Source organism: Listeria monocytogenes (assembly GCF_900187225.1).
GTDB lineage: Bacteria > Bacillota > Bacilli > Lactobacillales > Listeriaceae > Listeria > Listeria monocytogenes.
This window is the reverse complement of sequence record NZ_LT906436.1, coordinates 1932953-1955166: the sequence shown is the minus strand read 5'-3', so window position 1 is coordinate 1955166 and position 22214 is coordinate 1932953. Positions and strand designations below refer to the sequence as shown.

21 protein-coding genes are annotated in these 22214 nt (G+C 38.7%); 13 read left to right on the top strand and 8 right to left on the bottom strand.

Features of this window, described 5'->3' with window-relative positions; all coding sequences use genetic code 11:
• Positions 1–8 precede the first annotated feature (8 nt).
• From aroA to CKV70_RS09880, 6 genes are all read left to right on the top strand, one after another.
• Complete coding sequence (aroA, locus tag CKV70_RS09905; RefSeq protein WP_014600965.1) at positions 9–1295, top strand: 3-phosphoshikimate 1-carboxyvinyltransferase; 1287 nt, start codon at positions 9–11, stop codon at positions 1293–1295.
• Positions 1296–1425: 130 nt separating this feature from the next.
• The gene (locus CKV70_RS09900; RefSeq protein ID WP_012951812.1) at positions 1426–2679 is read left to right on the top strand and encodes a tetratricopeptide repeat protein; all 1254 of its coding nucleotides are present in this window, start codon (positions 1426–1428) and stop codon (positions 2677–2679) included.
• A gap of 35 nt (positions 2680–2714) precedes the next feature.
• The gene (reoY, locus tag CKV70_RS09895) at positions 2715–3260 is read left to right on the top strand and encodes a proteolytic degradation factor ReoY (protein WP_003723904.1); all 546 of its coding nucleotides are present in this window, start codon (positions 2715–2717) and stop codon (positions 3258–3260) included.
• Positions 3261–3347: 87 nt separating this feature from the next.
• Positions 3348–3944 carry a DUF1405 domain-containing protein gene (locus tag CKV70_RS09890; RefSeq protein WP_003732043.1) on the top strand — a complete coding sequence of 199 codons (597 nt, stop codon included), beginning with the start codon at positions 3348–3350 and terminating at the stop codon, positions 3942–3944.
• An 85-nt stretch (positions 3945–4029) separates the two neighbouring features.
• On the top strand, positions 4030–4713 hold the full coding sequence (locus CKV70_RS09885) for a zinc metallopeptidase (protein ID WP_003728748.1): 684 nt from the start codon (positions 4030–4032) through the stop codon (positions 4711–4713).
• 113 nt (positions 4714–4826) lie between these two features.
• Positions 4827–6092, top strand: a complete 1266-nt coding sequence (locus CKV70_RS09880; RefSeq protein ID WP_014930989.1) for a BaiN/RdsA family NAD(P)/FAD-dependent oxidoreductase — start codon at positions 4827–4829, stop codon at positions 6090–6092.
• A gap of 45 nt (positions 6093–6137) precedes the next feature.
• Here the strand turns inward: CKV70_RS09880 and pflB are convergent, their stop codons facing one another.
• The 7 genes from pflB to CKV70_RS09845 form a co-directional block, all read right to left on the bottom strand.
• On the bottom strand, positions 6138–8417 hold the full coding sequence (gene pflB / locus CKV70_RS09875) for a formate C-acetyltransferase (RefSeq protein ID WP_003723027.1): 2280 nt from the start codon (positions 8415–8417) through the stop codon (positions 6138–6140).
• 234 nt (positions 8418–8651) lie between these two features.
• Positions 8652–9659 (bottom strand): serine hydrolase domain-containing protein, encoded by a 1008-nt coding sequence (locus tag CKV70_RS09870; protein WP_014600964.1) that lies wholly within the window; start codon positions 9657–9659, stop codon positions 8652–8654.
• Between the two features lie 2 nt (positions 9660–9661).
• The gene (locus CKV70_RS09865; RefSeq protein WP_014600963.1) at positions 9662–11305 is read right to left on the bottom strand and encodes an NAD-dependent malic enzyme; all 1644 of its coding nucleotides are present in this window, start codon (positions 11303–11305) and stop codon (positions 9662–9664) included.
• A 109-nt stretch (positions 11306–11414) separates the two neighbouring features.
• Complete coding sequence (locus tag CKV70_RS09860; protein ID WP_003723024.1) at positions 11415–12098, bottom strand: EAL domain-containing protein; 684 nt, start codon at positions 12096–12098, stop codon at positions 11415–11417.
• A gap of 18 nt (positions 12099–12116) precedes the next feature.
• Positions 12117–13121 carry a hypothetical protein gene (locus CKV70_RS09855; protein WP_003723023.1) on the bottom strand — a complete coding sequence of 335 codons (1005 nt, stop codon included), beginning with the start codon at positions 13119–13121 and terminating at the stop codon, positions 12117–12119.
• Entirely contained in the window at positions 13118–14245 is a 1128-nt protein-coding gene (locus tag CKV70_RS09850; protein ID WP_003732050.1) for a GGDEF domain-containing protein, read from the bottom strand. The genes CKV70_RS09855 and CKV70_RS09850 overlap by 4 nt, the downstream gene beginning before the upstream one ends.
• Positions 14246–14270: 25 nt before the next feature.
• Positions 14271–15407 carry a GGDEF domain-containing protein gene (locus tag CKV70_RS09845; protein ID WP_003723021.1) on the bottom strand — a complete coding sequence of 379 codons (1137 nt, stop codon included), beginning with the start codon at positions 15405–15407 and terminating at the stop codon, positions 14271–14273.
• Positions 15408–15726: 319 nt separating this feature from the next.
• Here CKV70_RS09845 and CKV70_RS09840 point away from each other — a divergent pair, with 319 nt between their 5' ends.
• On the top strand, positions 15727–16833 hold the full coding sequence (locus CKV70_RS09840) for an NAD(P)/FAD-dependent oxidoreductase (RefSeq protein ID WP_003723020.1): 1107 nt from the start codon (positions 15727–15729) through the stop codon (positions 16831–16833).
• Here the strand turns inward: CKV70_RS09840 and CKV70_RS09835 are convergent.
• Positions 16823–17689: a YitT family protein gene (locus CKV70_RS09835; RefSeq protein WP_003723019.1), complete on the bottom strand. Its 867-nt coding sequence runs from the start codon at positions 17687–17689 to the stop codon at positions 16823–16825. The genes CKV70_RS09840 and CKV70_RS09835 overlap by 11 nt on opposite strands.
• A 139-nt stretch (positions 17690–17828) precedes the next feature.
• Between CKV70_RS09835 and CKV70_RS09830 the strand changes: the two genes are divergently transcribed.
• From CKV70_RS09830 to CKV70_RS09805, 6 genes are all read left to right on the top strand, one after another.
• The gene (locus CKV70_RS09830) at positions 17829–18164 is read left to right on the top strand and encodes a nucleotide pyrophosphohydrolase (protein WP_003723018.1); all 336 of its coding nucleotides are present in this window, start codon (positions 17829–17831) and stop codon (positions 18162–18164) included.
• A complete protein-coding gene (dapB, locus tag CKV70_RS09825; protein WP_014600962.1) occupies positions 18161–18952 on the top strand; it encodes a 4-hydroxy-tetrahydrodipicolinate reductase in 792 nt (263 codons plus the stop codon). Before CKV70_RS09830 ends, dapB begins: the two co-directional genes overlap by 4 nt.
• A 15-nt stretch (positions 18953–18967) precedes the next feature.
• Complete coding sequence (gene mgsA, locus CKV70_RS09820; RefSeq protein ID WP_003723016.1) at positions 18968–19372, top strand: methylglyoxal synthase; 405 nt, start codon at positions 18968–18970, stop codon at positions 19370–19372.
• 14 nt (positions 19373–19386) lie between these two features.
• Entirely contained in the window at positions 19387–20568 is a 1182-nt protein-coding gene (locus CKV70_RS09815; RefSeq protein ID WP_014600961.1) for a CCA tRNA nucleotidyltransferase, read from the top strand.
• A complete protein-coding gene (locus CKV70_RS09810) occupies positions 20558–21535 on the top strand; it encodes a biotin--[acetyl-CoA-carboxylase] ligase (protein ID WP_003723014.1) in 978 nt (325 codons plus the stop codon). The genes CKV70_RS09815 and CKV70_RS09810 overlap by 11 nt, the downstream gene beginning before the upstream one ends.
• Positions 21536–21682: 147 nt before the next feature.
• Positions 21683–22156, top strand: coding sequence for a thioredoxin family protein (locus CKV70_RS09805; RefSeq protein ID WP_003723013.1), 474 nt, complete (start codon positions 21683–21685; stop codon positions 22154–22156).
• Positions 22157–22214 lie beyond the last annotated feature (58 nt).

The window sequence follows — 22214 nt, the reverse complement described above, 5'->3', positions numbered from 1 at the left end:
AAATGACGATGAAATTAATTACAAATAAACAAGGGCTGGTTGGTGCAATCACAGTCCCTGGCGACAAATCAATGTCCCACCGCAGTATTATGTTTGGGGCCATTGCAGAAGGAAAAACGGTCATTCGTCATTTCTTACGTGCAGATGATTGCCTAGGAACGATTAAGGCATTCAAAGCATTAGGTGTGAAAATTGAAGAAACGGATGAAGAAATTATTGTGCATGGCACTGGTTTTGATGGGCTGAAACAAGCGGATGGTCCACTTGATATTGGTAACTCAGGTACGACAATTCGTTTAATGATGGGTATTTTAGCTGGGCGAGATTTTGATACAGTTATTTTAGGGGACGAATCCATCGCGAAACGCCCAATGAACCGCGTCATGCTGCCGCTACAACAAATGGGGGCAAAAATGCATGGTAAAGACGGTTCTGAATTTGCGCCGATTACGATTACAGGGAAGCAATCATTAAAACGAATGGAATACCATATGCCAGTCGCTAGTGCACAAGTGAAAAGTGCAATTATTTTCGCAGCCTTGCAAGCGGAAGGTGAAACGATTATCCATGAAAAAGAAAAAACACGTGATCATACGGAACATATGATTCGCCAATTTGGTGGTGAAATTGAAATGGACGGCTTAACCATTCGCGTCAAAGGCGGTCAAAAATTCACCGGGCAAGAAATGACAGTGCCAGGCGACGTTTCCTCCGCAGCATTCTTTATCGTTGCTGGTTTAATCACGCCAGGCAGTGAGATTGAACTAACTCATGTTGGCTTAAATCCTACTAGAACTGGAATTTTTGATGTGGTTAAGCAAATGGGTGGCAGTTTAGTTGTCAAAGATTCCAGCAGAAGTACTGGGAAATTAGCGGGCACTGTTGTTGTCAAAACGAGTAAGTTAAAAGGAACAGAAATTGATGGCGATATTATTCCTCGTTTAATTGATGAAATTCCAGTTATCGCGCTTTTAGCAACACAAGCAGAAGGAACAACGATTATTAAAGATGCAGCTGAATTAAAAGTCAAAGAAACGAATCGTATCGATGCCGTTGCTACGGAGCTAAACAAAATGGGTGCTGATATTACGCCAACCGAAGACGGCTTAATTATTCGCGGGAAAACACCACTTCATGCGGCCAATGTAACGAGTTACGGCGATCACCGCATTGGGATGATGCTGCAAATTGCTGCACTTCTTGTTGAGGAAGGCGATGTGGAATTAGAACGTCCAGAAGCAGTTTCTGTTTCGTATCCAACTTTCTTTGAAGATATTCGTTCACTATTAAAATAACAACTTCTACCAGTGCTGTATGCTAATCACATCAGCGCTGGTATTTTATTTAAGAGAGGCAATCACTTTTTCTTATAAGCGAACTAATGGTATAATAGAAAAACGACTTATTATTAAAGAAGGTGCAGAAATGGAATTAGCTAATAAAATGTTACATGCGTTAGAGCATGAAGATATGGCGCTTGCGAAGAAGTATTTTGATGAAGTAGTGCAAGCGGGAACAGATGAAGAACAATATTATTTAGCAGAAGAATTGTTTACACTCGGCTTTTTAGATGAAACGGAAGATTTGTACGAACTTCTGTTAGCAAAATACAAGGATGAAGGCGAGTTACTTGTCCGTGCAGCTGAGGTCGCACTTGAGAAAGACGATATTGATTCTGCGCAAGACTATTTAGAAAAAGTAAATAAAGAAGACGAAGCATATATTGAAAGTTTGCTCGTGTTAGCTGATTTATATCAAATGCAAGGGTTGTTTGAAGTAAGTGAGCAAAAATTACTAGAAGCCAAACAAATGGCGCCAAATGAGCCGATTATTGATTTTGCACTTGGGGAATATTATTTATCGCAAGCAAGATTCGCGTCCGCTGTGCAGTCTTATCAAACAGCTGTTGAAGCCGGGTTAACGATTATTTCGAATGGTGCGGTGTCTGTTTATGAACGGATTGCCGAAGCGTTTGCTGCTAGTGGAGCGTTTGAAGAAGCGCTGTCTTACTACGAGCGGGCACTTGAGGATAAAGAGTCGGTCGACACTCTTTTCGGGATGGGATTAACGGCTTATCAGGCCAAAGATTACACGAAAGCGATTCATGCGCTGGAACATTTGCGTGAACACGATCCTTCTTACACAACGCTCTATTCTTATTTAGCAAAAAGCTACGAAGAAAATGGCGAACCGGAAAAAGCAATTGCGGTACTTAAAGACGGTTTAACGCAAGATGAATTTAATAAAGAAATGTTCCTTGAAGCTGGGAAACTGGCTGTTACGTTACGTTTGCCAGAAGAAGCAGAAGAATTTTATCGTCAGGCGATTGTGCTGGATGAGGAGTACTCGGAAGCAATTATGCAGCTGAACAAATTATTACTTGCGAAGGAAGACTATGAAGGGGTCATCGAATTAGTAGAAGGCCTTGGGGAAGAAGTTGTTTCTGAACCACAAATTTTCTGGGACGTAAGTGTTGCATATCAGGAAACAGAACAATATAATAAAGCAAAAGCAAATTATGAACTGGCTTATTCGCACTTTACAAATAATCCTACCTTCTTAAAAGAATATGGTTTATTTTTAAGAGAAGAAGGCGAACACGCAAAATCACAAGAAATTTTGCGTAATTATTTGGAACTAGAGCCAGAAGACACAGAGATTTTATCATTATTTGATTAAACGCTAAAAAGAATACAGGAAGGGACTGAGGAAAGATGAAGGCATCCATTTCAATAGACGAGAAGAAAGATTTTATTCGCTGGTTTTTAAATAAACACCAGATGAAGACTAGAGAAGCAATGTGGGTTTTAAATTACATTGCGGGCCATGATCAAATTGTAAAATATGTTCATTTTGTTGATAATTTGGAAGGGTGTGCGCGTGGGCTTTCACTTAGTGCTCACGGTGTTGAATCCGAACCGTTCCTATTTTTTAAAGGTAACATTATGACAACTGATCCAGAAAAAGCATTTCATGATATTCGGTTAAATTGGGACGAAGAATTATACGTTGAACTTCATTTTGAAGAGGCAATGTCTTCACCTGAATATGCACTTGTTCGTGAAGACAATCCTTTTGCAGCAGTGAAGCTTGCGGATGAGGAGAAAGAAATGGCGGATGCGCTTATTTATCAATCTGTGCACCAATTTTCAAGAGAAAAAGTATTACAACAAATCGATGAGGCGCTGGATACACGTGATGAAGCCGCTTTTCATAAGTTAGTTCGAATTTTACAGCAAATGGATACGGAAAAAGAATAAGGAATAAATCCTAGTTAGTAGGGAAATGATGTGAAAACTGCATCATTTCATTGCTGTGCTAGGATTTTTTAAGGGAGCTGGGGAATATTGTTATATAGTTTACTTGCAAATCGGGCTTTTCTACGATTACTTTTCTTTGGTAATTTACTCGGAGCGATTTATGGATACATATGGTATTTACCGCAATTACAAATGACAGAGCCGCGTTTTTGGTTATTTGTACCTGATAGTCCAACGGCGATTTTGTTCTTCACTTTGGCGCTTGTTGCTTTTCTTGGGAAAAAGCATTGGCCTTTAATGGAAGCGCTAGGATTTGTATGTTTAGTGAAATATGGTTTGTGGGCAGTCGGCATGAATATTTTTTATATGGTTGATCAAGGAGTGCTAGTTTGGGGCTCTGTGGTATTAATTTTGACGCATGGTTTTATGGCAGTAGAAGGTATTCTTTATGCGCCGTTTTATCGTTTTCGAATAGGGCATTTTATGATTGCAGCGGTATGGGTGTTTCATAATGATGTGATTGATTATGTATTTGGTCAAATGCCGATTTATATGGGGCTAGAAAAATACTTACCGGAAATTGGTTATGCAACATTTTGGTTAACAGTACTCGTTCTATGGTTTGTATATGATAAAACGATAAAAAATAAGCATCTTACATTAGAATTTCCTCATGATGAGTGAAAGAGGTTGAGTCTTGGTGGTAGTTAATTTATACTAAGAGATAAGGATATTCACTGAAAAAAAGTAGTAGGAGGAAGATGATTAGATGTCGTTTAGTCAGTATATTATTTATTTTATTATCGTTGCGGCAATCCCGCTTTGGGCACAGTATCGGGTAAAAACTACCTATGCGCACTATTCCAAAGTTGGCGTGGCAAATGGTTTAACTGGTGCCGAGGTTGCACGTCATATTTTGGATACCAATGGTTTAACGAATGTTCCTGTGCATGAAACAAATGGAATGTTAAGTGACCACTATGATCCTCGAAAAAAAGCGGTTTTTCTTTCTGAAGCTAACTTCCGCGGTCGTTCTATCGCCGGGGCAGCTGTTGCAGCCCACGAAGTAGGACACGCGATTCAAGATCAGCAAGATTATGCATTTATGCGTTTTCGTTCAGCGCTTGTTCCTGTAACAATGTTTAGTTCCAATATTTCTTGGGTGTTCTTAATTATCGGAATGCTTGCAAACGTTGCTAGTTTCATGTTGCTAGGGATTATTTTGATGGCGGTAGGTGTACTTTTCCAATTAATTACGTTACCCGTTGAATTTGACGCTAGTAAACGAGCACTTGTTCAATTAGAAAGCGGCGGACTTGTCGCACCCTCAGAGCTTCCACAAGCGAAAAAAGTTTTAAGTGCGGCTGCGATGACTTATGTTGCTGCAATGGCCGTAGCGGTACTGGAACTTCTAAGATTGCTACTTATTTTTACGAATATGAATCGAAATTAGAATATAGAAACTAAACCTGAGAGCTTTCTCAGGTTTTTGTTTGGTGAAAAAAGCTTGGCACTGAGTCGAATGCTTGCTATACTTAAACACGGATAAAGTAAAGGAGCGGGACAATGGATTATGATGTAATTGTTATTGGTGGCGGGCCATCTGGACTTATGGCGGCTATCAGTGCAGCAGAGAAAAATAAACGAGTACTATTAATTGAAAAAGGACCGAAATTGGGACGTAAATTAATTATGTCTGGTGGCGGACGTTGTAATGTAACCAATAGACGACCAGCAGAAGAAATTATTAAACATATTCCTAGCAATGGTCGCTTTTTATATAGTGCGTTTCATGCCTTTGATAATGAAGATATTATTCGTTTTTTTGAAAGACTTGGCGTGGCGTTAAAAGAGGAAGACCACGGCAGAATGTTTCCTGTATCGAATAGCGCACGTTCGGTTGCTGAGGCGATGATTCAGCGGATGGAAAAGCTTGGCGTAAAAATTTACATGCAAACAGCCGTGAAACAAGTGGATTATGAGGATGGACATGTGAAGGGCGTTACGCTGAAAGATGGTCAAGAAATTTCAGCAAGCGCGGTCATTGTTGCAGTTGGTGGTAAATCTGTTCCTCGGACAGGTTCGACCGGAGACGGCTACGCTTGGGCGAAAAAAGCAGGACATACCATCACAGAACTTTATCCGACAGAAGTGCCGATTACGTCCAGTGAGCCTTTTATTAAACAAAAAGTGTTACAAGGAACGTCGCTTCGTGATGTGTCCCTTTCTGTTTTAAATGCAAAAGGGAAGCCGATTATTACGCATCAAATGGATATGATTTTCACGCATTTTGGTGTGTCAGGACCAGCAGCACTTCGTTGTAGTATGTTTGTGCTTCGTGAATTGAAGAAAACGGGCGCAGGTACGGTGAAGATGCGTCTTGATTTATTCCCGAATGTATCCGCTGCGGAACTTTCAAAAGATGCGTATAAATTGTTAGAAGAGAATCCGAAGAAAGCCTTGAAAAATTCGTTAAGTTCGCTTTTACAAGAGAAAATGTTATTGTTTTTACTTGAAAAAGCAGACTTAGAGGAAACGGCTGAATATAAACAAGTAAGTCCGAAAAAAATCGAGCAATTTATTCAGTTATTAAAAGATTTTACTTTTGAAGTGAATGGTACGCTTGATTTTGAAAAGGCATTTGTGACTGGTGGCGGGGTTTCTGTGAAGGAAATCAAACCGAAAGAGATGCAGTCGAAGTTGATGGAAGGATTATTTTTCTGCGGGGAAATACTGGATATCAATGGTTATACGGGTGGATATAATATAACTTGTGCGCTAGTGACTGGACATACGGCAGGAGCTTACGCGGCAGAAGTTTCGAATGCATAAAAAATGACCAAATCTGTTATTCGCAGATTTGGTCATTTTTAATTTTTAACCGATTAATTTTTCGTGGAACATTCTTTGACAAAGTTCCATTTTTTGTTCTTCATTTAGATCTTTCGTATTTAAGCAGTAGCCGCTGATACGTAAGATTACAGGGATACCAGCTTTGATTTTTTCGATTACTTCGTCGTGGTTAAGAACGTTCAAGTTGATATGTTGACCGCCTTTTGTAAAGTAACCGTCAAGAATACCAACTAGGTTATGATGTTGTTCTTCGGTTGTTTTACCGAACATTTTTGGAGCTCCTTGGATGGTTAAGGAGATTCCGTCATTAGCATAGTGGAATGGTAATTTAGAAAGGCTTGCAAGGTTATCTAAGAATCCACCTTTTGCTTTGTTAGAAGGGTTAGCTCCTGGGCTGAAGAATTCTGGTTCTTTAACGATTTTACCGTTTTCATCAAATACAGGTCCTTTATGCACTGGGGAGTTACCACATTGTTTAGAGTAAGCAACATTAGAAGTGATTGTTAGAACAGAAACAGTTGCTTCGCTATCTTTGTAAAGTTTATGGGAATCTAATTTGTCTTTGAACATTTTAAGAACCATTACAGCGATATCATCGGCACGGTCATCATTTTCACCGTAACGAGGGAAGTCGCCTTCTACTTCATAGTCATATACAAAACCGTCTTCGTCGCGGATAGTTTTTACTTTGGCGTGTTTGATGGCACTTAGGCTATCTACTACGTTAGCGAATCCACAAATACCGAATCCCATGTTGGCTGTTACTTTAGATGGTAAGAAGGCCATTTGCATGCTTTCATAGTTATATTTGTCTGTCATAAAGTGAATGATATTCATCGCATCTACATATGTGTCTGTTAACCAGTCCATTGATTTATCGAATTTTTCTAGTACTTCTTCGTATTCAAGGTATTCGGTTGTAATTGGTTCTACTACATCGAATACTTGGTTTTTGTGAAGATCATCTTTACCACCGTTGATAGCACCAAGAAGACATTTAAGTACGTTGACACGAGCACCAAAATATTGCAGGTTATGTGTTTCGCCTTTGTCTTTGTCTGCTTCTGGGTTAAGTGGGCTAACACAACAGCTGATACATTGCATATCGCCATAGCCTTCTTCTTGCATTAATTTATCATTTTCGTATTGAATGGAGGAATGTTTTACGCTCATTTTCATACAATATTCTTTAAAGCTTTCAGGCAAACGAGCATCCCAAAGGACAGTTAAGTTTGGTTCCGCGGAGTTTCCTAGGTTATCTAAGCAGTGTAAGAAACGATAATCTGTTTTAGTCACACGATGACGACCGTCTGCACCCATACCAGCCATAGATGTTGTAACGAAAGTAGGGTTAGAAGCGTAAAGTTCGTTATAACCATCTGTTCTTGCAAAACGAACCATTCTTAATTTAAGGGTTAATTGTTCGATTAATTCTTGCGCATCGAATTCGGTGATAATGCCTTTTTCTAAATCGCGTTGGATGTAGATATCAAGGAAAATCGGAATACGACCGAATGAGCTTGCAGCACCGTTTGCTTGTTTAATAGAAGCAAGATAGCCCATGTAAGTCCATTGTACAGCTTCGGTTGCATTTTCAGCTGGACGGCCAAGTTCTAAACCATACTCGTTACCTAAAACGATTAAGTCTTTAAGTGCTTTGATTTGTAACCAAATTTCTTCACGTAAACGAATATTTTCATCAGAAGAAATGGCAATTTTTTTCAAGTCTTGTTGTTTTTCAGCGATTAAGCGATCCACACCGTAAAGTGCTGGTTTTTGGTACAAGCCGATGATTCTTCCGCGAGAGTAAGCATCAGGAAGACCACTAACGATATGTGAGTGACGCGCACGTTTGATATCATCTGTATATGCTCTGAAAATACCATCATTTGCTGTAGAACGATTTTTTACGTAGAAGTCATGTAATTCTTGGTCGATGGAGTAGCCGTTGTCTGTTAAACATTGTTCTGCTGTTCTAAGGCCACCATTTGGCATAAACGCTAATTTGAATGGTTTATCTGTTTGTAGACCAACGATAACTTCATTTTCTTGGTCTACGTAACCAGCTTTGTGAGACGCAACATTGGATACGATAGCGTTATCCATATCAAGTACGCCGCCTTTTGCATCCATTTCTTCTACCAGTTTATTTATTTTTTCATTTAGTTTCGTTGTTCTTGGTGTGCTTTTTTCTAAGAAGCTTTCATCGCCATCGTAAGGAGTGTAGTTGTCTTGAACGAACTGTCCTACACTAATGTTTTCTTGCCATGCGGTTCCTTTAAAACCATCCCATGCTTTTGTCATTATAATTTCCTCCTTCAATTGTGTTCCTTTTCACTTAAAGCCAGAAACAAGTCTTTAGAATCTTTCTTCATTGAACAGCATACTCCTTTGTGAAAACGAAAACAATATAAAATCAGAAAGAAAATAAATTTCTTTTATATAACTAGAAAAGGCTTTCAACAGCTGTGTTAATACAGTTTTTTGTCTAAAATAGGGCGGGAGGCGAACGGCAGAAAAAGAAGCCTAGCTAATATGCTAAACTTCCTTTGTGTTTGAAACTTCTTCTATAAAAGTATCGACAATGCTGTCACGTTTATCAACGAAATTTGGGTTAGCTCGGCTTGGGTGGACGCGGTTAGAAAGGACAATTAAGCTGGCTTGGCGTTTTAAATCAAGCACCATGAAAGTCCCAGTGAACCCGGTGTGATATAAGACGGACTCACCGCGGAGATCCCAGCCTAGCCCGCGACTTCTATTTAGACCAGGGGTATGATTTATTTGCATGAGTTGCCATGTTTTTTCAGAAAGAATTGGAGCACCGAGTTGTAACATGAGCGCATCCCGGAATTTAGAAAGATCACTTAGCGTACTAAAAAGACCAGCATGTCCCGTGCCTGATTTGGCAGTCCAAGCCTTGAAATCATGTACCTCACCTTGAATTAAACCGCGCGTTTGATCAAGTTCGGTTGGGATAACTTGTTTTTTATTTGCGGGATGAAAACTTGTGTTTGTCATAATCAGGGGTTCTAAAATATTGTTTTGGATGGCTTTTTCATAATTGCCGTCCAATTTACTAATTAAATAACCAAGTAAAAGAAAATTAGCATCGGCGTATGTGACTACCGTTCCAGGAGTATTAATTTGTGGTGTGGCATAGACATAACGCATAACGTCTTCTCGGTTATTCATTGAAAAGTTAGGGATATTTTGTGCAAGGCCGGAGCTATGTGTTAGTAAATGTAAAATCGTAACATTGTTGTACTGGAAATCTGGTAAATATACTTGAATAGGGTCGTTTAATTGGAATCTTTGTTGTTCGATGAGTTGCAAAATACGAGTAGTCGTAGCAATAACTTTGGTCAAAGAAGCGATATCATAAATGTTTTCTGTTGTTCTTGGCAAAATTTCTGCTTCTGGAAAAACGGATTTTAATCCCATGATGTTATTTTCTTCCAGGTGGTTCGTTTTAATTTGATAACTGATTCCTGGAGTGGAGCCGTTTTGGACGAGTTGATCTAGTGATTGCTTCGTTTTGTAGAACATATCTAAACTCCTTTATAAATAGGTTGCCACATTTCCCGCTCGATAGCTTCGATGACATTCGTTAATTCGACTTGATGGATGTTTTCTTTTATAGCTTGGTTAGCGACAGCAATGGCTACTGCGCGCGATGTTTCTCGAAGGGTGCGCACATGTGGTAAAAGAGCTGCGCCTGCTTTGTTTGGCGAAATCTGCTCAGCGACAGCCATCGAAGCAGCAGCGAGCATATCATCTGTAATATATTTTGCACGAGTGACAAGAGCACCAAGCCCTAGTCCAGGGTAAAGAAGTGCGTTGTTCGCTTGACCAATTTCATAAGTGGTATTTTGATATTCGACTGGTTTGGAAGGGCTACCAGTGACGATAAGTGCTTTTCCGTCTGTCCACTGGATTAAATCAGAAGCAGTTGCTTCGGCTAATTTTGTTGGATTAGAAAGTGGCAAAATCGCTGGTCGTTCTGTATACTGGGTCATTTTTTTGACGATACTCTCTTTAAAGGCACCGGTGACACCAGAACAGCCGATTAACATCGTTGGATGAACGGCTTCCACTAAGTTTTCTAATGTATCTGTAGGCACGTTAGACCATTCAGCCGATGGATGCGCATATTTCTTTTGCCCGGTAGTTAAGTCTGTCATATTATCAAGCACTAAACCTTTTCGATCGACTAAATAAAAGTGCTTTTTGGCTTTTTCAAAAGAGAGACCGGTTTCACGCATCAATTGCGCACTAAGTTGATCAGCAATACCGATTCCAGCAGTTCCGGCCCCAAAAATAATAATCTTTTGTTCACTTAATGGAATGCGTGAAACTTGAATCGTCGCAAGAACAGCGGCAACCACCATGGCTCCAGTACCTTGAATATCATCGTTAAATGTACAAATTTTATCGCGGTAATTATGCAGAATACGACTTGCATTCGCGCGTCCAAAGTCTTCCCAGTGAAGGATGGCTTTCGGGAAAACTTCTTTCATAACATTAACAAAAGAAGCAATAAAAGCGTCATATTCACTTTCTGAAAGGCGGGGGCGTTTATTTCCTAGATACAGTGGATCGTTAAGAAGTGTTTCGTTGTTCGTTCCGGCGTCAATAACGACAGGAAGAACACGGTCTGGTGCAAGTCCAGCTGCAACCGTATAAACCGCTAATTTTCCAACAGCGATTTTGACACCATTCACACCCCAGTCGCCAATTCCAAGCACACCTTCACCATCTGTTATGACAATCATATCAATATTCGGATTATTTTTTGCGTAGTTTTTTATTGATGCGCTTAATTTTTCGGGTGCAAAGGCATCAATAAATAAGGCTTCATCCGGCGCAGTGTATTCTTTATGGTACTGGATAACTGCGTCGCCGATAGTTGGTGTATAAATAATTGGCAAATAGTCAGTCACGTTTTTTGTTACGAGATAATAATAAAGGGTGCGATTTTCATTATATAAGTTTGTTAAAAGCTGATGTTTATGTAAAGGTGTTTCTAAATTTTCTATTTGCGTCTCGATGCGCACGGCTTGTTGTTCAATTGTTTCGATAATTGGTGGCAGTAATCCTTCCAATTGATAGTTTGCTCTTTCTTCTTCTGAAAAAGCGGTTCCTTTGTTTAATAATGGATTATTCATATAGTCAAAACCTGATTTTACAGTCATTTTTCAGCACTCCTTTTCATTCTATTCTATTTTACATGGGGAAAAGAAGAATAACAACTGATTCAAAACAAAAAGAAAACCTGACAAAATCAGATTTTCTTTTTTATTCTTAATGAAAATAATAACCTTGCGCATAGGGAATGCCAATTTCTTGAAGGAATTCTAACTGCTCTTTTGTTTCTACTCCCTCGACAATTAAGGATTTGTGATGTTTCCTGACATAATTATGAAGTTGCTCAAAGAAGATTTTTTTGCCATCGCTCTCAAATAAATCTCGTAGTAATAAGCGATCGGTTTTGACAAAATCAGAATGGTGCGCAAAAACGCGATGCAAGTCCGCATAACCGGAGCCAAAATCATCAATAGCAAATTTAGTATCGTGTTTTTTCTGGAATAGAAGCAGTTGTTTTTCTAAGTCGTTCATTCGTTCTTGTGGTAACTTGGATGTTTCCAAAAATTCAAAAACTATTTTCCCGTTATCAAGAAGGGTATCATGCAGTTCTTCTTGATTTTCTAAAAATGTATCATACGAAATATTGACAAATAATGGCGTGTCTCCGCTTTTGTTAAAGCGTTTCACTGCGTTATGAAGCGTGAGCAGCTCAAATGCTTTTTGCAGACCATCCTGTTCCGCTTCTTCAATAAAATCACTAATCGCATTCCAGTGATCTGTTTTCAAGCGGGTGAGTGACTCATAGCCGAAAATTTGTGTATTTTCTACAGCAACAATCGGTTCATATATTGTATCAAAGTGATTTTGATCAATAATCTCACGTACGGAGGGCTTTTTCATTTGTCCAACTTCTTTCCGTTATTTCTTAAGAGTTATTTCTTTATTTATATAATCGAAAAAATGGGTCGTTTCAGGATTTGACGTATCCATTTTCTCTAATAACTCTTTGGTGATTTTACCATTTTTAGCTTGATTTGTCTTGTTAAAATACTGTGTCAAAAAGGCATAAACGGCAGTAGATTCGTTTTCCGTGCTCGGTTTCTTCGTTTCTCTTCCATAGCGAGCATAAATTTTTCCTTTAGAAGCTAATTCTGTTTGTAAAAAATTATCGAAGTTTGGCTCTATATCACCATTTTCTTCAAAATAAGCAAGCGCGATGAGCATTTGATCAATCATATTGACTTCTTTTGGATCAGCGTATTGAAACTGTCCGTTTTGAAATACTTCTGTAAAAAATGGATCGGCATTGACCGTTTGAATTGGTAGATAGGCTTTATCACGATAATTAACTTGTTGCATTGCTTGGATATTTAGATAACTTAAATGGAGCGTATCTGCTTTTTTCTTATGAACAAAATCGTAAAAGTCTACTGGAACACCTTGTTCAGCGCTATATTTTTTGGTGTTGGCTAGGATTTTATCTGCCATTTTTTTGTAGGATGGGAAACTAAATTTTTCGCTCGCTTGATAAAGTGCTTCTGTAATGCGGAAATCATCTACAATCGCATTAGTCGTTGTTGCGTCGGTTGCTTCCCATTTAATAAAGTTATCTTCGGTTATAAAATTCTTTTCTAAATGACTTACTTGTTCTTGGAAAGTTTTACTATCATTCACTTCGACCAAATATTCCATATAAAGTCCGATGCTCTCGGCTAAATAATGCGGTTCTTGCGCGTTTTTGTAATCCACAATTAAACCGTTTTTTGCAGTATAGTTTTCTTTTACATACGTTTGAACAGAGGTGGAAGTGGGTGTGGTTTCTTTTGGTGCACTCACTGTTTTTTTAGGCTCTGGTCGAAGAAAAATGAAAAATCCGGCGCCGATAAAGATAAGTAAAATAAGAATTAGGATGAATCGTTTCATTCGAGTTCCCCCTGGTGAACAGCAATTTGGTTGCGGCCGTTTTGTTTTGCTTGATAGAGCGCTTGGTCAGCAGCTTCGAAAAGTGATTCGGTTGTTGAAAAGTTGGAACTAGCAGAAGCGACACCGATAGATACAGTAACTTTGCCACTTGCGGGATTATAAGGAAATTTAGCCCGCTCCACTTCTTCCCGGAAAAAATCTGCAATTAAAGCGGCTTGCTCGGTACCAACATTTTGAAGTAATACGGCAAATTCTTCGCCACCAATTCGCGCAAACATAGTCCTTGGCGGAAAGGTTCGATTTTTAAGAATGCTACTAAACTGCGCAAGAACTGTATTGCCAGCTTGATGACCATGAAAATCATTTATTTCTTTAAAATGATCAATATCAATAATGAAAAGAGATAATGACTTTTTTCTTTTCTGTGATTTCGTAAAAATCCAGCCAAACTGCTGGGTGAAAAAGCGCATATTTGGCAAATTAGTTAAACTATCCGTCATTGCTGTTTCAGTCAGATTTTGGATAACAAGATTACTTTTATCGATATAGTTACATGCGTAAAACACGAGTAAGGCGGTTACAAAGAACAGCAAGAAATACTCGATAATCTCAAAACCTCGCAAAATGCGCCCTTCGTCAAAATTATTTACGAAATAATAAAGAATCGCCGGGAAGTTTAAAATAATCAACGCAACAAATCTCGAAAAGCGTTGTTTTTTCCAAAAGGTCACTAGTAAGCAAGCAGCAAAAATGAGTGTCATTAAAATAACATACCGACTAGTAGTAGGAGAGGCTATATCAAAACTAATCCGACCAAAAAGCATTACTAAATAGGCGAAAATGAGTGGAATGCGGCCACCGAAAACACTTGTTACCATCAAAATCAAAATCCGCATATTCGTGTAAATAACGGGATTATTTTCGTAAGCACCTTCATAAATAAAATAAATACCCGCTAAACCATAATAGACGCCGAGTAGAATGGAAAGAAAAAGCCGTCTACTACCATTTTGGAACCAATTAGGGCGATATTGTCTTATTTTTCGAAAAGACATCCCCTGGATAAAAAGGATAGCAAGAAAGAGCGCTAAACTATCTATGTATGAATTAACTAGTTCGAACAAATGGACTCATCTCCTTTTTACTCTCTTAAATAACTGGTTCTGTTTCGCGAATATGTACTTGGTTTCGTCCATTTCGTTTTGCATTATATAGAGCTTGGTCGGCTGCATTTAATAGCTCGTTCGCGCTTGGATAATTTCTACCATCGTAATTTGCAATGCCAGCAGAAATAGTAATAACGGAGCCGGAAGCGACAATCGGAACATCAATTTTTTCGACTTTTCGTCTAATTTTCTCTGCTAAATGCTCCGTTTCGCTGACATTAATATTCGGTAAAATAATTGCAAATTCCTCACCGCCAATTCTTGATATCACTGTGTTCGGCGGAAAGCTAATTTTTAAGAGCATTTGACTAAAAGTAGATAAAACCCCATTTCCGACTAGATGGCCATATGTATCATTTACCCGTTTAAAATAATCAATATCAATAATAATCACACTTAAATTAGATTTTTTTAACGTAGCATGGTTGAATGCAGCATCAAAGGCATTTTCAAAATGGCGGAAGTTTGTTAAACCTGTTAGTGGATCAAGGATAGTTGATTGTTGTAAATCATAAATCAACTTATTCGATGTATCGATATAATAAGCCGCTGAAACAATAATAAAGGTAATAAAAAAAGAAACCAAAAAGTAGAGAATCCAAACAGGTAAGTCATTCATGGTATACGCTAAATGTATTTTTTGATGTAAATAAAATAGCATAAGGGGAATCGCACTAAGTTTAACTAAAACGACTTTTTGAACGGAACTAAGTCGAAGTTTAGCTACTTCCATGCAAACAAAGTGAAAACCAATAATTAAAAATACATAAATCAAATTGGCAAAAAGTGCATCACCAAGAAAAAGTTTTCCTGAGACGATAAGTAGTAACGCGATAGTTGCTGGACCTGCCGAAGAAAATAAATGCAGGACGATTAAAATATTAAGTAGCATATCTGTATAGATTCCAGAGTCTGTGCCGGGTAATCCGCGGATAATAAAATAAACACCTAGAAGGCCGTAATAAATGCCCAGTGCATAATTAATAAATTCATTTGCAAATTTAATTTGGAACCAAGCAGGCTTTTTTTCTCTAATAGATCGCAGTGCCATTCCGTGAAAAAAAAGCGCTGATAAAAAAAGCGCCATGCTGTTCCATAATGAATCAAGAATATTTGGCATAAAAAAATCTCCCATATCTCAGCATAACTAATCAGCTGAACTGTTAATATAGGCAGAATGAAAAATAAATGAATTTTTAGCTGAGACGCAGTACAAAGAACCAACCGATAGGCGAAAGCATTCTCTAAGAGGATATGTGGTAATGACGACGAGATAAGCCAAAATCTGCCTTTTTGTAATTAAAGCTGGATTTCAGTACAATGGATAGAATGAAGTAGAGGATTTTTAGTAGTTTGTAAACTTAACTATTTTCACATATTATTACAAAGAGTTATAAAAAAGTCAACTTGTGTCACAATTGATATAGAGGGGTGTAACCATGCAAAAAGTAGTAATTATTGGCGGGGGAATTGTTGGCGCTAGTGCCGCCTATTTATTGTCAAAAGAAAATGTACAAGTCACGTTAATTGATTCAGATGAGGCAGGGCAAGCAACGCGTGCCGCAGCAGGAATTATTTGCCCATGGCTTTCCAAACGACGAAATAAATATTGGTATGAGCTGGCAAAAAATAGTGCGGCATTTTATAAAGAATTAGCCGAAACACTCGAAGGAGATACAGGACGGGATTCGGGCTATAAACAAGTCGGTGTACTCGCGCTTCGACAAACAGAAGAGAAACTAGCAGAACTGTTTAACTTAGCAAGGGAACGACGCCTTGATGCAGAAGTAATGGGTGAAGTTGCGAAGTTGTCAGAAGCAGAAACAAAACAAAGATTTCCGCTAGTTAAATCAGGATTCGGCTCGGTTTATGTAAGTGGTGCAGCACGAGTGAATGGTGGTTTATTTTGTGAAACGCTACTTTATGCAGCAAAAGAAAATGGTGTGAAAATCAAAGCAGGTAGAGCGCATTTTTCTTCTGATGGAGAAGTAGTTATTGATGGGGAAAAAGAACATTATGATAAATTAATTCTTGCGACAGGCGCTTGGTTGAAAGATTTATTACAAGATGCAGGGTTTCAAACAGATGTTTTAGCGCAAAAAGGGCAATTGCTAGAACTTAATTTTAGCGAATTTCAAACGGATGATTGGCCAGTGATTCTACCACCAAGCGCAAAATCGATAGTTCCTTTTGATAACGGGAAAATTATCGTCGGTGCAACGCATGAAAAAGCTGCTGGCTTCAATACGGAACCAACAGCAGAAGGTAAAGCAGAAATACTAACAGAAGTTAGTCAGTTTATGGAAGGCGATTTAGCGAGTAAAGTGGCCCATGTGTCGGTTGGAACTAGACCGTACACGCCTGATTTTACGCCGATTATTGGTCAGCTCCCTGGTTTTGAATCAGTCTTTTTAGCTAACGGTTTAGGTGCTTCAGGTTTAACAACAGGACCATATGTTGGGAGGATTTTGGCTGATTTAGCGCTTGGGAACGCCAGCGATTTTGTTTTAGAAAATTATGAGCCAAGTAAATACATTAGTAGATAGGATTTTTATTTTCATCCAGTGTGAAACCTTCACCCATCACGTCATGAACGACACTCACAGAAACAAAGGCATGCGGGTCAATTGCTTGGACAATGTTTTTCAATTGAATAATTTCATTTTTTGCAACGACAATGTAAAGTACATCTTGGTCTTTTTTAGAGAAGCCGCCTCGACCTTCCAGCACTGTCACACCTCGATTCATCGCGAGCATCACATGGGAAGCAATCGCGTCATTATCTTTAGAAATAATGAGCGCACCGCGAGCCGCATAAGCTCCTTCTTGAACAAAGTCAATCACACGAGAACCGATGAATACAGCTACGAGCGTATACATGACTTGACGCACATCTAAATAGGAGAGCGAGGCAACTAGAACAATCGCATCAATAGCAAACAGCGTACGTCCCATACTGATTCCTTTCGTGTGATTTAGCAACTTAGCGATAATATCACTACCGCCAGTTGTCCCACCGTATCGAAACACGAGGCCAAGACCAATACCACTAAAACCACCCGCAAAAAGAGCTACTAAAAGTAAATCACTATGTAAATCTAGCGTATAAGGTATTCGCTGGAAAATCCATAAAAATAGGGACAAACTAACCGTTCCAATGCCTGTGTAAATGAGTGAACGGTTACCAAGAACCCGCCATCCTAAAATAAACAAAGGAATATTTAATATTAAGTTAGAGTATGCAGGATCAATTTGGAAAAAGTGAAGAAGGAATAAAGTTACTCCAGCTAGACCTCCTTCACCGAGATTATTGGCGATATTAAAATTAACTAAGCCAAATGCGTAAATCGCCGTACCAAGCATAATAAAGCAAATGTTTTTCGTGCGTAATGTTTTTAGCATAGCTTTTTCCCTCCTGGAACCTATTTAATATGTAAGTAAAAAATCATGGACTTGTATGTATTTGTTTAGGTATAATGAAATGAAGTTAACAATTAGTCTTAAAATCTATTTTAGTTTACCACATAAAGGGGGAAAACCGATGGCGAAAACAATGGCAGAAATACAAAAAGAAGTGGATGATTTCATTGGTGGATTCGAGGAAGGTTATTTTTCCCCACTAGCAATGATGGCTAGAATTACCGAAGAAACGGGAGAATTAGCCAGAGAAATCAATCATTATTATGGTGAAAAACCGAAGAAAACAAGTGAGCCAACCAAGACCGTGGCAGAGGAATTAGGCGATTGTCTTTTTGTACTGACGTGTATGGCCAACTCACTTGATATTGATATGGAAAAAGCACACGATACGGTCATGGCGAAATTTAAAGATCGCGATAAGGATCGTTGGACAAAAAAGGAGGAAAAAGCAAAATGAGAGTAGCGGTATCAGGATTTAAAGGAAGAATGGGACACGAGGTTGTCAAAACTGTTTTAAGAGAAGCAGATTTAGAGTTAGTAGCTGTACTTGACCATGAACCAAAAGAAAAAAATATAAATGAAATGGTGGAATTTAGCTCGTTAGATGTACCTGTTTTTGGTAATTTAAGCGAGATGTTGGAAGAAATAAAACCAGATTGCGTCGTTGATTTTACGACTCCTAAAGTAGGGTATAGTAACACGAAAACAATTTTAGAGCACGGCGTACGCGCGGTCGTTGGTACAACAGGTTTTACACCAGAACAAATTAGCGAACTAAGAACGATTGCAGAGTCGAAAAAAATCGGGGCTTTAATTGCGCCAAACTTTGCTGTAGGTGCTGTTTTAATGATGCAATTTGCGCAAAAAGCAGCTAAGTATTTTCCAAATGTCGAAATTATTGAGTTACATCATGATAATAAATTAGATGCTCCAAGTGGTACCGGTGTTAAAACTGCGGAAATGATGGCGGAAACGCGTGAATTCGTTAAACAAGGTGCAGCAGATGAAGTAGAACTTATTGAAGGTGCTAGAGGCGCAGAATTTGAGGGCATGCGAATTCATAGTGTGCGTTTACCTGGACTCGTAGCACATCAAGAAGTGATTTTTGGAGCAGAGGGACAAGGATTAACAATTCGCCACGACTCTTATGACCGAATTTCCTTTATGTCTGGCGTGGCTCTTTCTGTTCGTAAAACGAAAGAACTAGAAACACTTATTTATGGCTTAGAAAATATTTTAGACTAAGGATAGGTGAATGAGATGCATATCGCATTAATCGCGCACGATGAAAAGAAGGATTTGATGGTTGGATTTGCAACTGCGTATAAACATTTGCTCGAACCACATCAATTGTATGCAACCGGGACTACAGGTTTACGGATTATCGAAGCAACTGGTTTAACGGTGCATCGTTTTAAATCTGGACCGCTTGGTGGCGATCAACAAATTGGTGCGCGCATTTCGGAAAATAAAATGGACTTAGTTATTTTCTTGCGTGACCCGCTGACTGCTCAGCCACATGAACCAGATGTGACGGCGCTTATTCGATTATGCGATGTATACGAAATTCCTTTAGCGACTAATATTGGCACAGCAGAAATTTTAATTCGTGGTTTAGGAGCTGGTTTCTTAGATTGGCGGGATTTAAGAAGGAATGATGAATAAAGGAGCGATGACAGATGAATGACGTTTTCCTAAAAGCGCTTCCTGTATTGCAAAAATTAACTACAGCGGGTTTTGAAGCGTATTTTGTTGGCGGGTCTGTCAGAGATTACTTGCTAAATAGAACGATTTCCGATGTGGACATTGCAACTAGTGCTTTTCCAGAAGAAGTAAAGGAGATTTTTCAATCCACTTATGATACTGGAATTGCGCATGGAACAGTTACAGTTAGAGAAAATAATGAATTTTATGAAGTGACTACATTTCGAACAGAAGGAACGTATGAAGATTTCAGACGCCCGAGCGAAGTGAAATTTATTCGTTCGCTAGAAGAAGATTTACAACGTCGTGACTTCACGATGAATGCGATTGCGATGGACGAACATTTCGCTTTACACGATCCGTTTTCTGGACAAGAAGCAATTAAAAACAAAGCAATCAAAGCAGTTGGCAAAGCTTCCGAGCGTTTTCATGAAGATGCGCTTAGAATGATGCGAGGAGTCCGCTTTCTGAGTCAACTGGATTTTCAATTAGATAGTGAAACAGAGAAAGCTTTAGAAAGCCAGATTGGCTTATTACAGCATACTTCTGTTGAGAGAATTACGGTCGAATGGTTAAAAATGATTAAAGGTCCAGCAATAAGAAGAGCGATGGACCTACTTTTAAAAGTGGAAATGGAAACCTATCTGCCAGGTTTAAAAGGAGAAAAAAAAGCTCTAACTGAATTTGGTAGTTGGGATTGGGGAAAACGGACAACTGATGATGCGATTTGGCTCGGGCTTGTCGTTACTGTTCAACCAAATAATGTTAACGCATTTCTAAAAGCATGGAAATTACCCAATAATACAATTCAACTAGTGAGTAAAGCGTATCAATATGCGCTAAAAATGAAAGAGACATGGCTAGCGGAAGAACTTTATCATGCTGGCAAGGCAGTTTTCTCACTAGTAAATGAACTAAATATTATTCGAGGGAAAGAAAACAACCAACATAAACTAAGTCAAGCTTATGAGGCGTTACCAATTCACTCCAAGAAAGACTTAGCCATTACCGGAGCAGATTTATTAAAATGGTCCGGAGAAAGCGCTGGTCCTTGGGTAAAAGAGACGCTTGATAAATTGGAATGCGGCGTCCTTTCCAATGAAATAAACAATGAAAAAAATCAGATTAAAAGGTGGCTAGGCTATCATGAAGAATAATCGGGAAAAATTGCTTGCTTTATTTACAGAAAGTGATGGCACTTATTTATCGGGGCAAGAAATTGCGGATAGTCTAGGATGCTCACGCACAGCAGTTTGGAAGCAGATGGAAGCCCTCCGTAAAGAAGGATTTGAAATCGAAGCAGTTAGAAACCGTGGTTACCGTTTATCTGCAACTGCGGAACAGTACACGAAAGATGCGCTACTACTCGGTTTAGAAACCAAATTTATCGGCCAGCACTTGGAAGTCCATGAATCAGTTAACTCTACGCAAATCATTGCTCACCAACAGATCGAAACAAGCCCTGAAGGAACTGTTATCGTTGCCGATGAGCAAACAGCTGGAAAAGGTCGCTTACTACGCCCCTGGAGTTCAAAAAAAGGGGAAGGTATTTGGATGAGTGTAATTTTAAAACCACAAATCCCTATTCAAAAAGTACCACAGTTTACGTTTATCGCCTCACTCGCAATCACAGAAGCAATTGAAAATATCACAAAGCTCGAACCAAAAATCAAATGGCCGAATGATATTTACATCGGAAAACGAAAAATCTGTGGTGTATTAACAGAAATGCAAGCGGAGGCAGAAACGATTCATGCAGTGATTATCGGAATGGGAATCAATGTCAATCAACAGGAATTCCCAGAAGAAATCAAGGATAAAGCCAGTTCACTTAAACTAGAATTAGGCGAGAGCGTCTCAAGAAAAGCTTTACTACAAGAAATCCTCACTTCTTTAGAAAAATATTATGAGCTTTTTCTAGATAAAGGATTCGCACCGATAAAATTGCTATGGGAAACAAAAGCCATACCGTTTGGAGAGAAATTAACTGCCAGCACCACGAAAGGCAAAATTCACGGACAAGTAAAAGGCATTTCTGATGAGGGCGTACTTTTACTCCAAGACACACTTGGTGAAGTGCATTCAATCTATTCTGCAGATATTTTGCTAGATAATGAAAAATAACGAAAAACTATAGAAAAGAACGTTTTAGACCTAATAAAATACCCGAAAACATATCTTTTAACTCGAAAACATAGTGTGAAAATCACTTTTTCGAGTTTTTCTTTTTGGGGGAAAATCAAGTACAATAAGCACGAAGGAGTTGTTTTGATGAAAAAAATAGTATTACTATTAGCGCTAATTACCGTAGTTCTTACCGTAGGGGCATGTAGCGATAATAAAAAAGAAACCGAAGAGAAAGCGAATAAAACGGAAGAAGAAAGCGCAACTTTTTTAACTACCATTTCCACCAAAGATTTTAAGCAAAAAATGGCCGATAAAACAACTGGCTTTGTTTACGTTGGGCGTCCGACCTGTGAAGATTGCCAAGCATTTCAGCCTATTTTAAAAAAAGAACTTAAAAAAAGACAACCAGACCAAAAAATGGCTTATTATAACACAGATAAAGCTTCCGAAAAGAGTCGCGATAATATGATTGCCCTTTTAGAAAAGATGGACATCGATTCTGTCCCAACGATGGTTTATTTGAAAGATGGAAAAGTAGCATCCACCTATGCAGCAACGGATGAGCCTGCAAAATTAACGAATTGGATGAATAAAGTAAGTGGAGAGGTTTCAGAGTAGATCTCTCTTCAATTTACATACTTTAAGTAAGCATCCATTTATGTTATTATACATATGG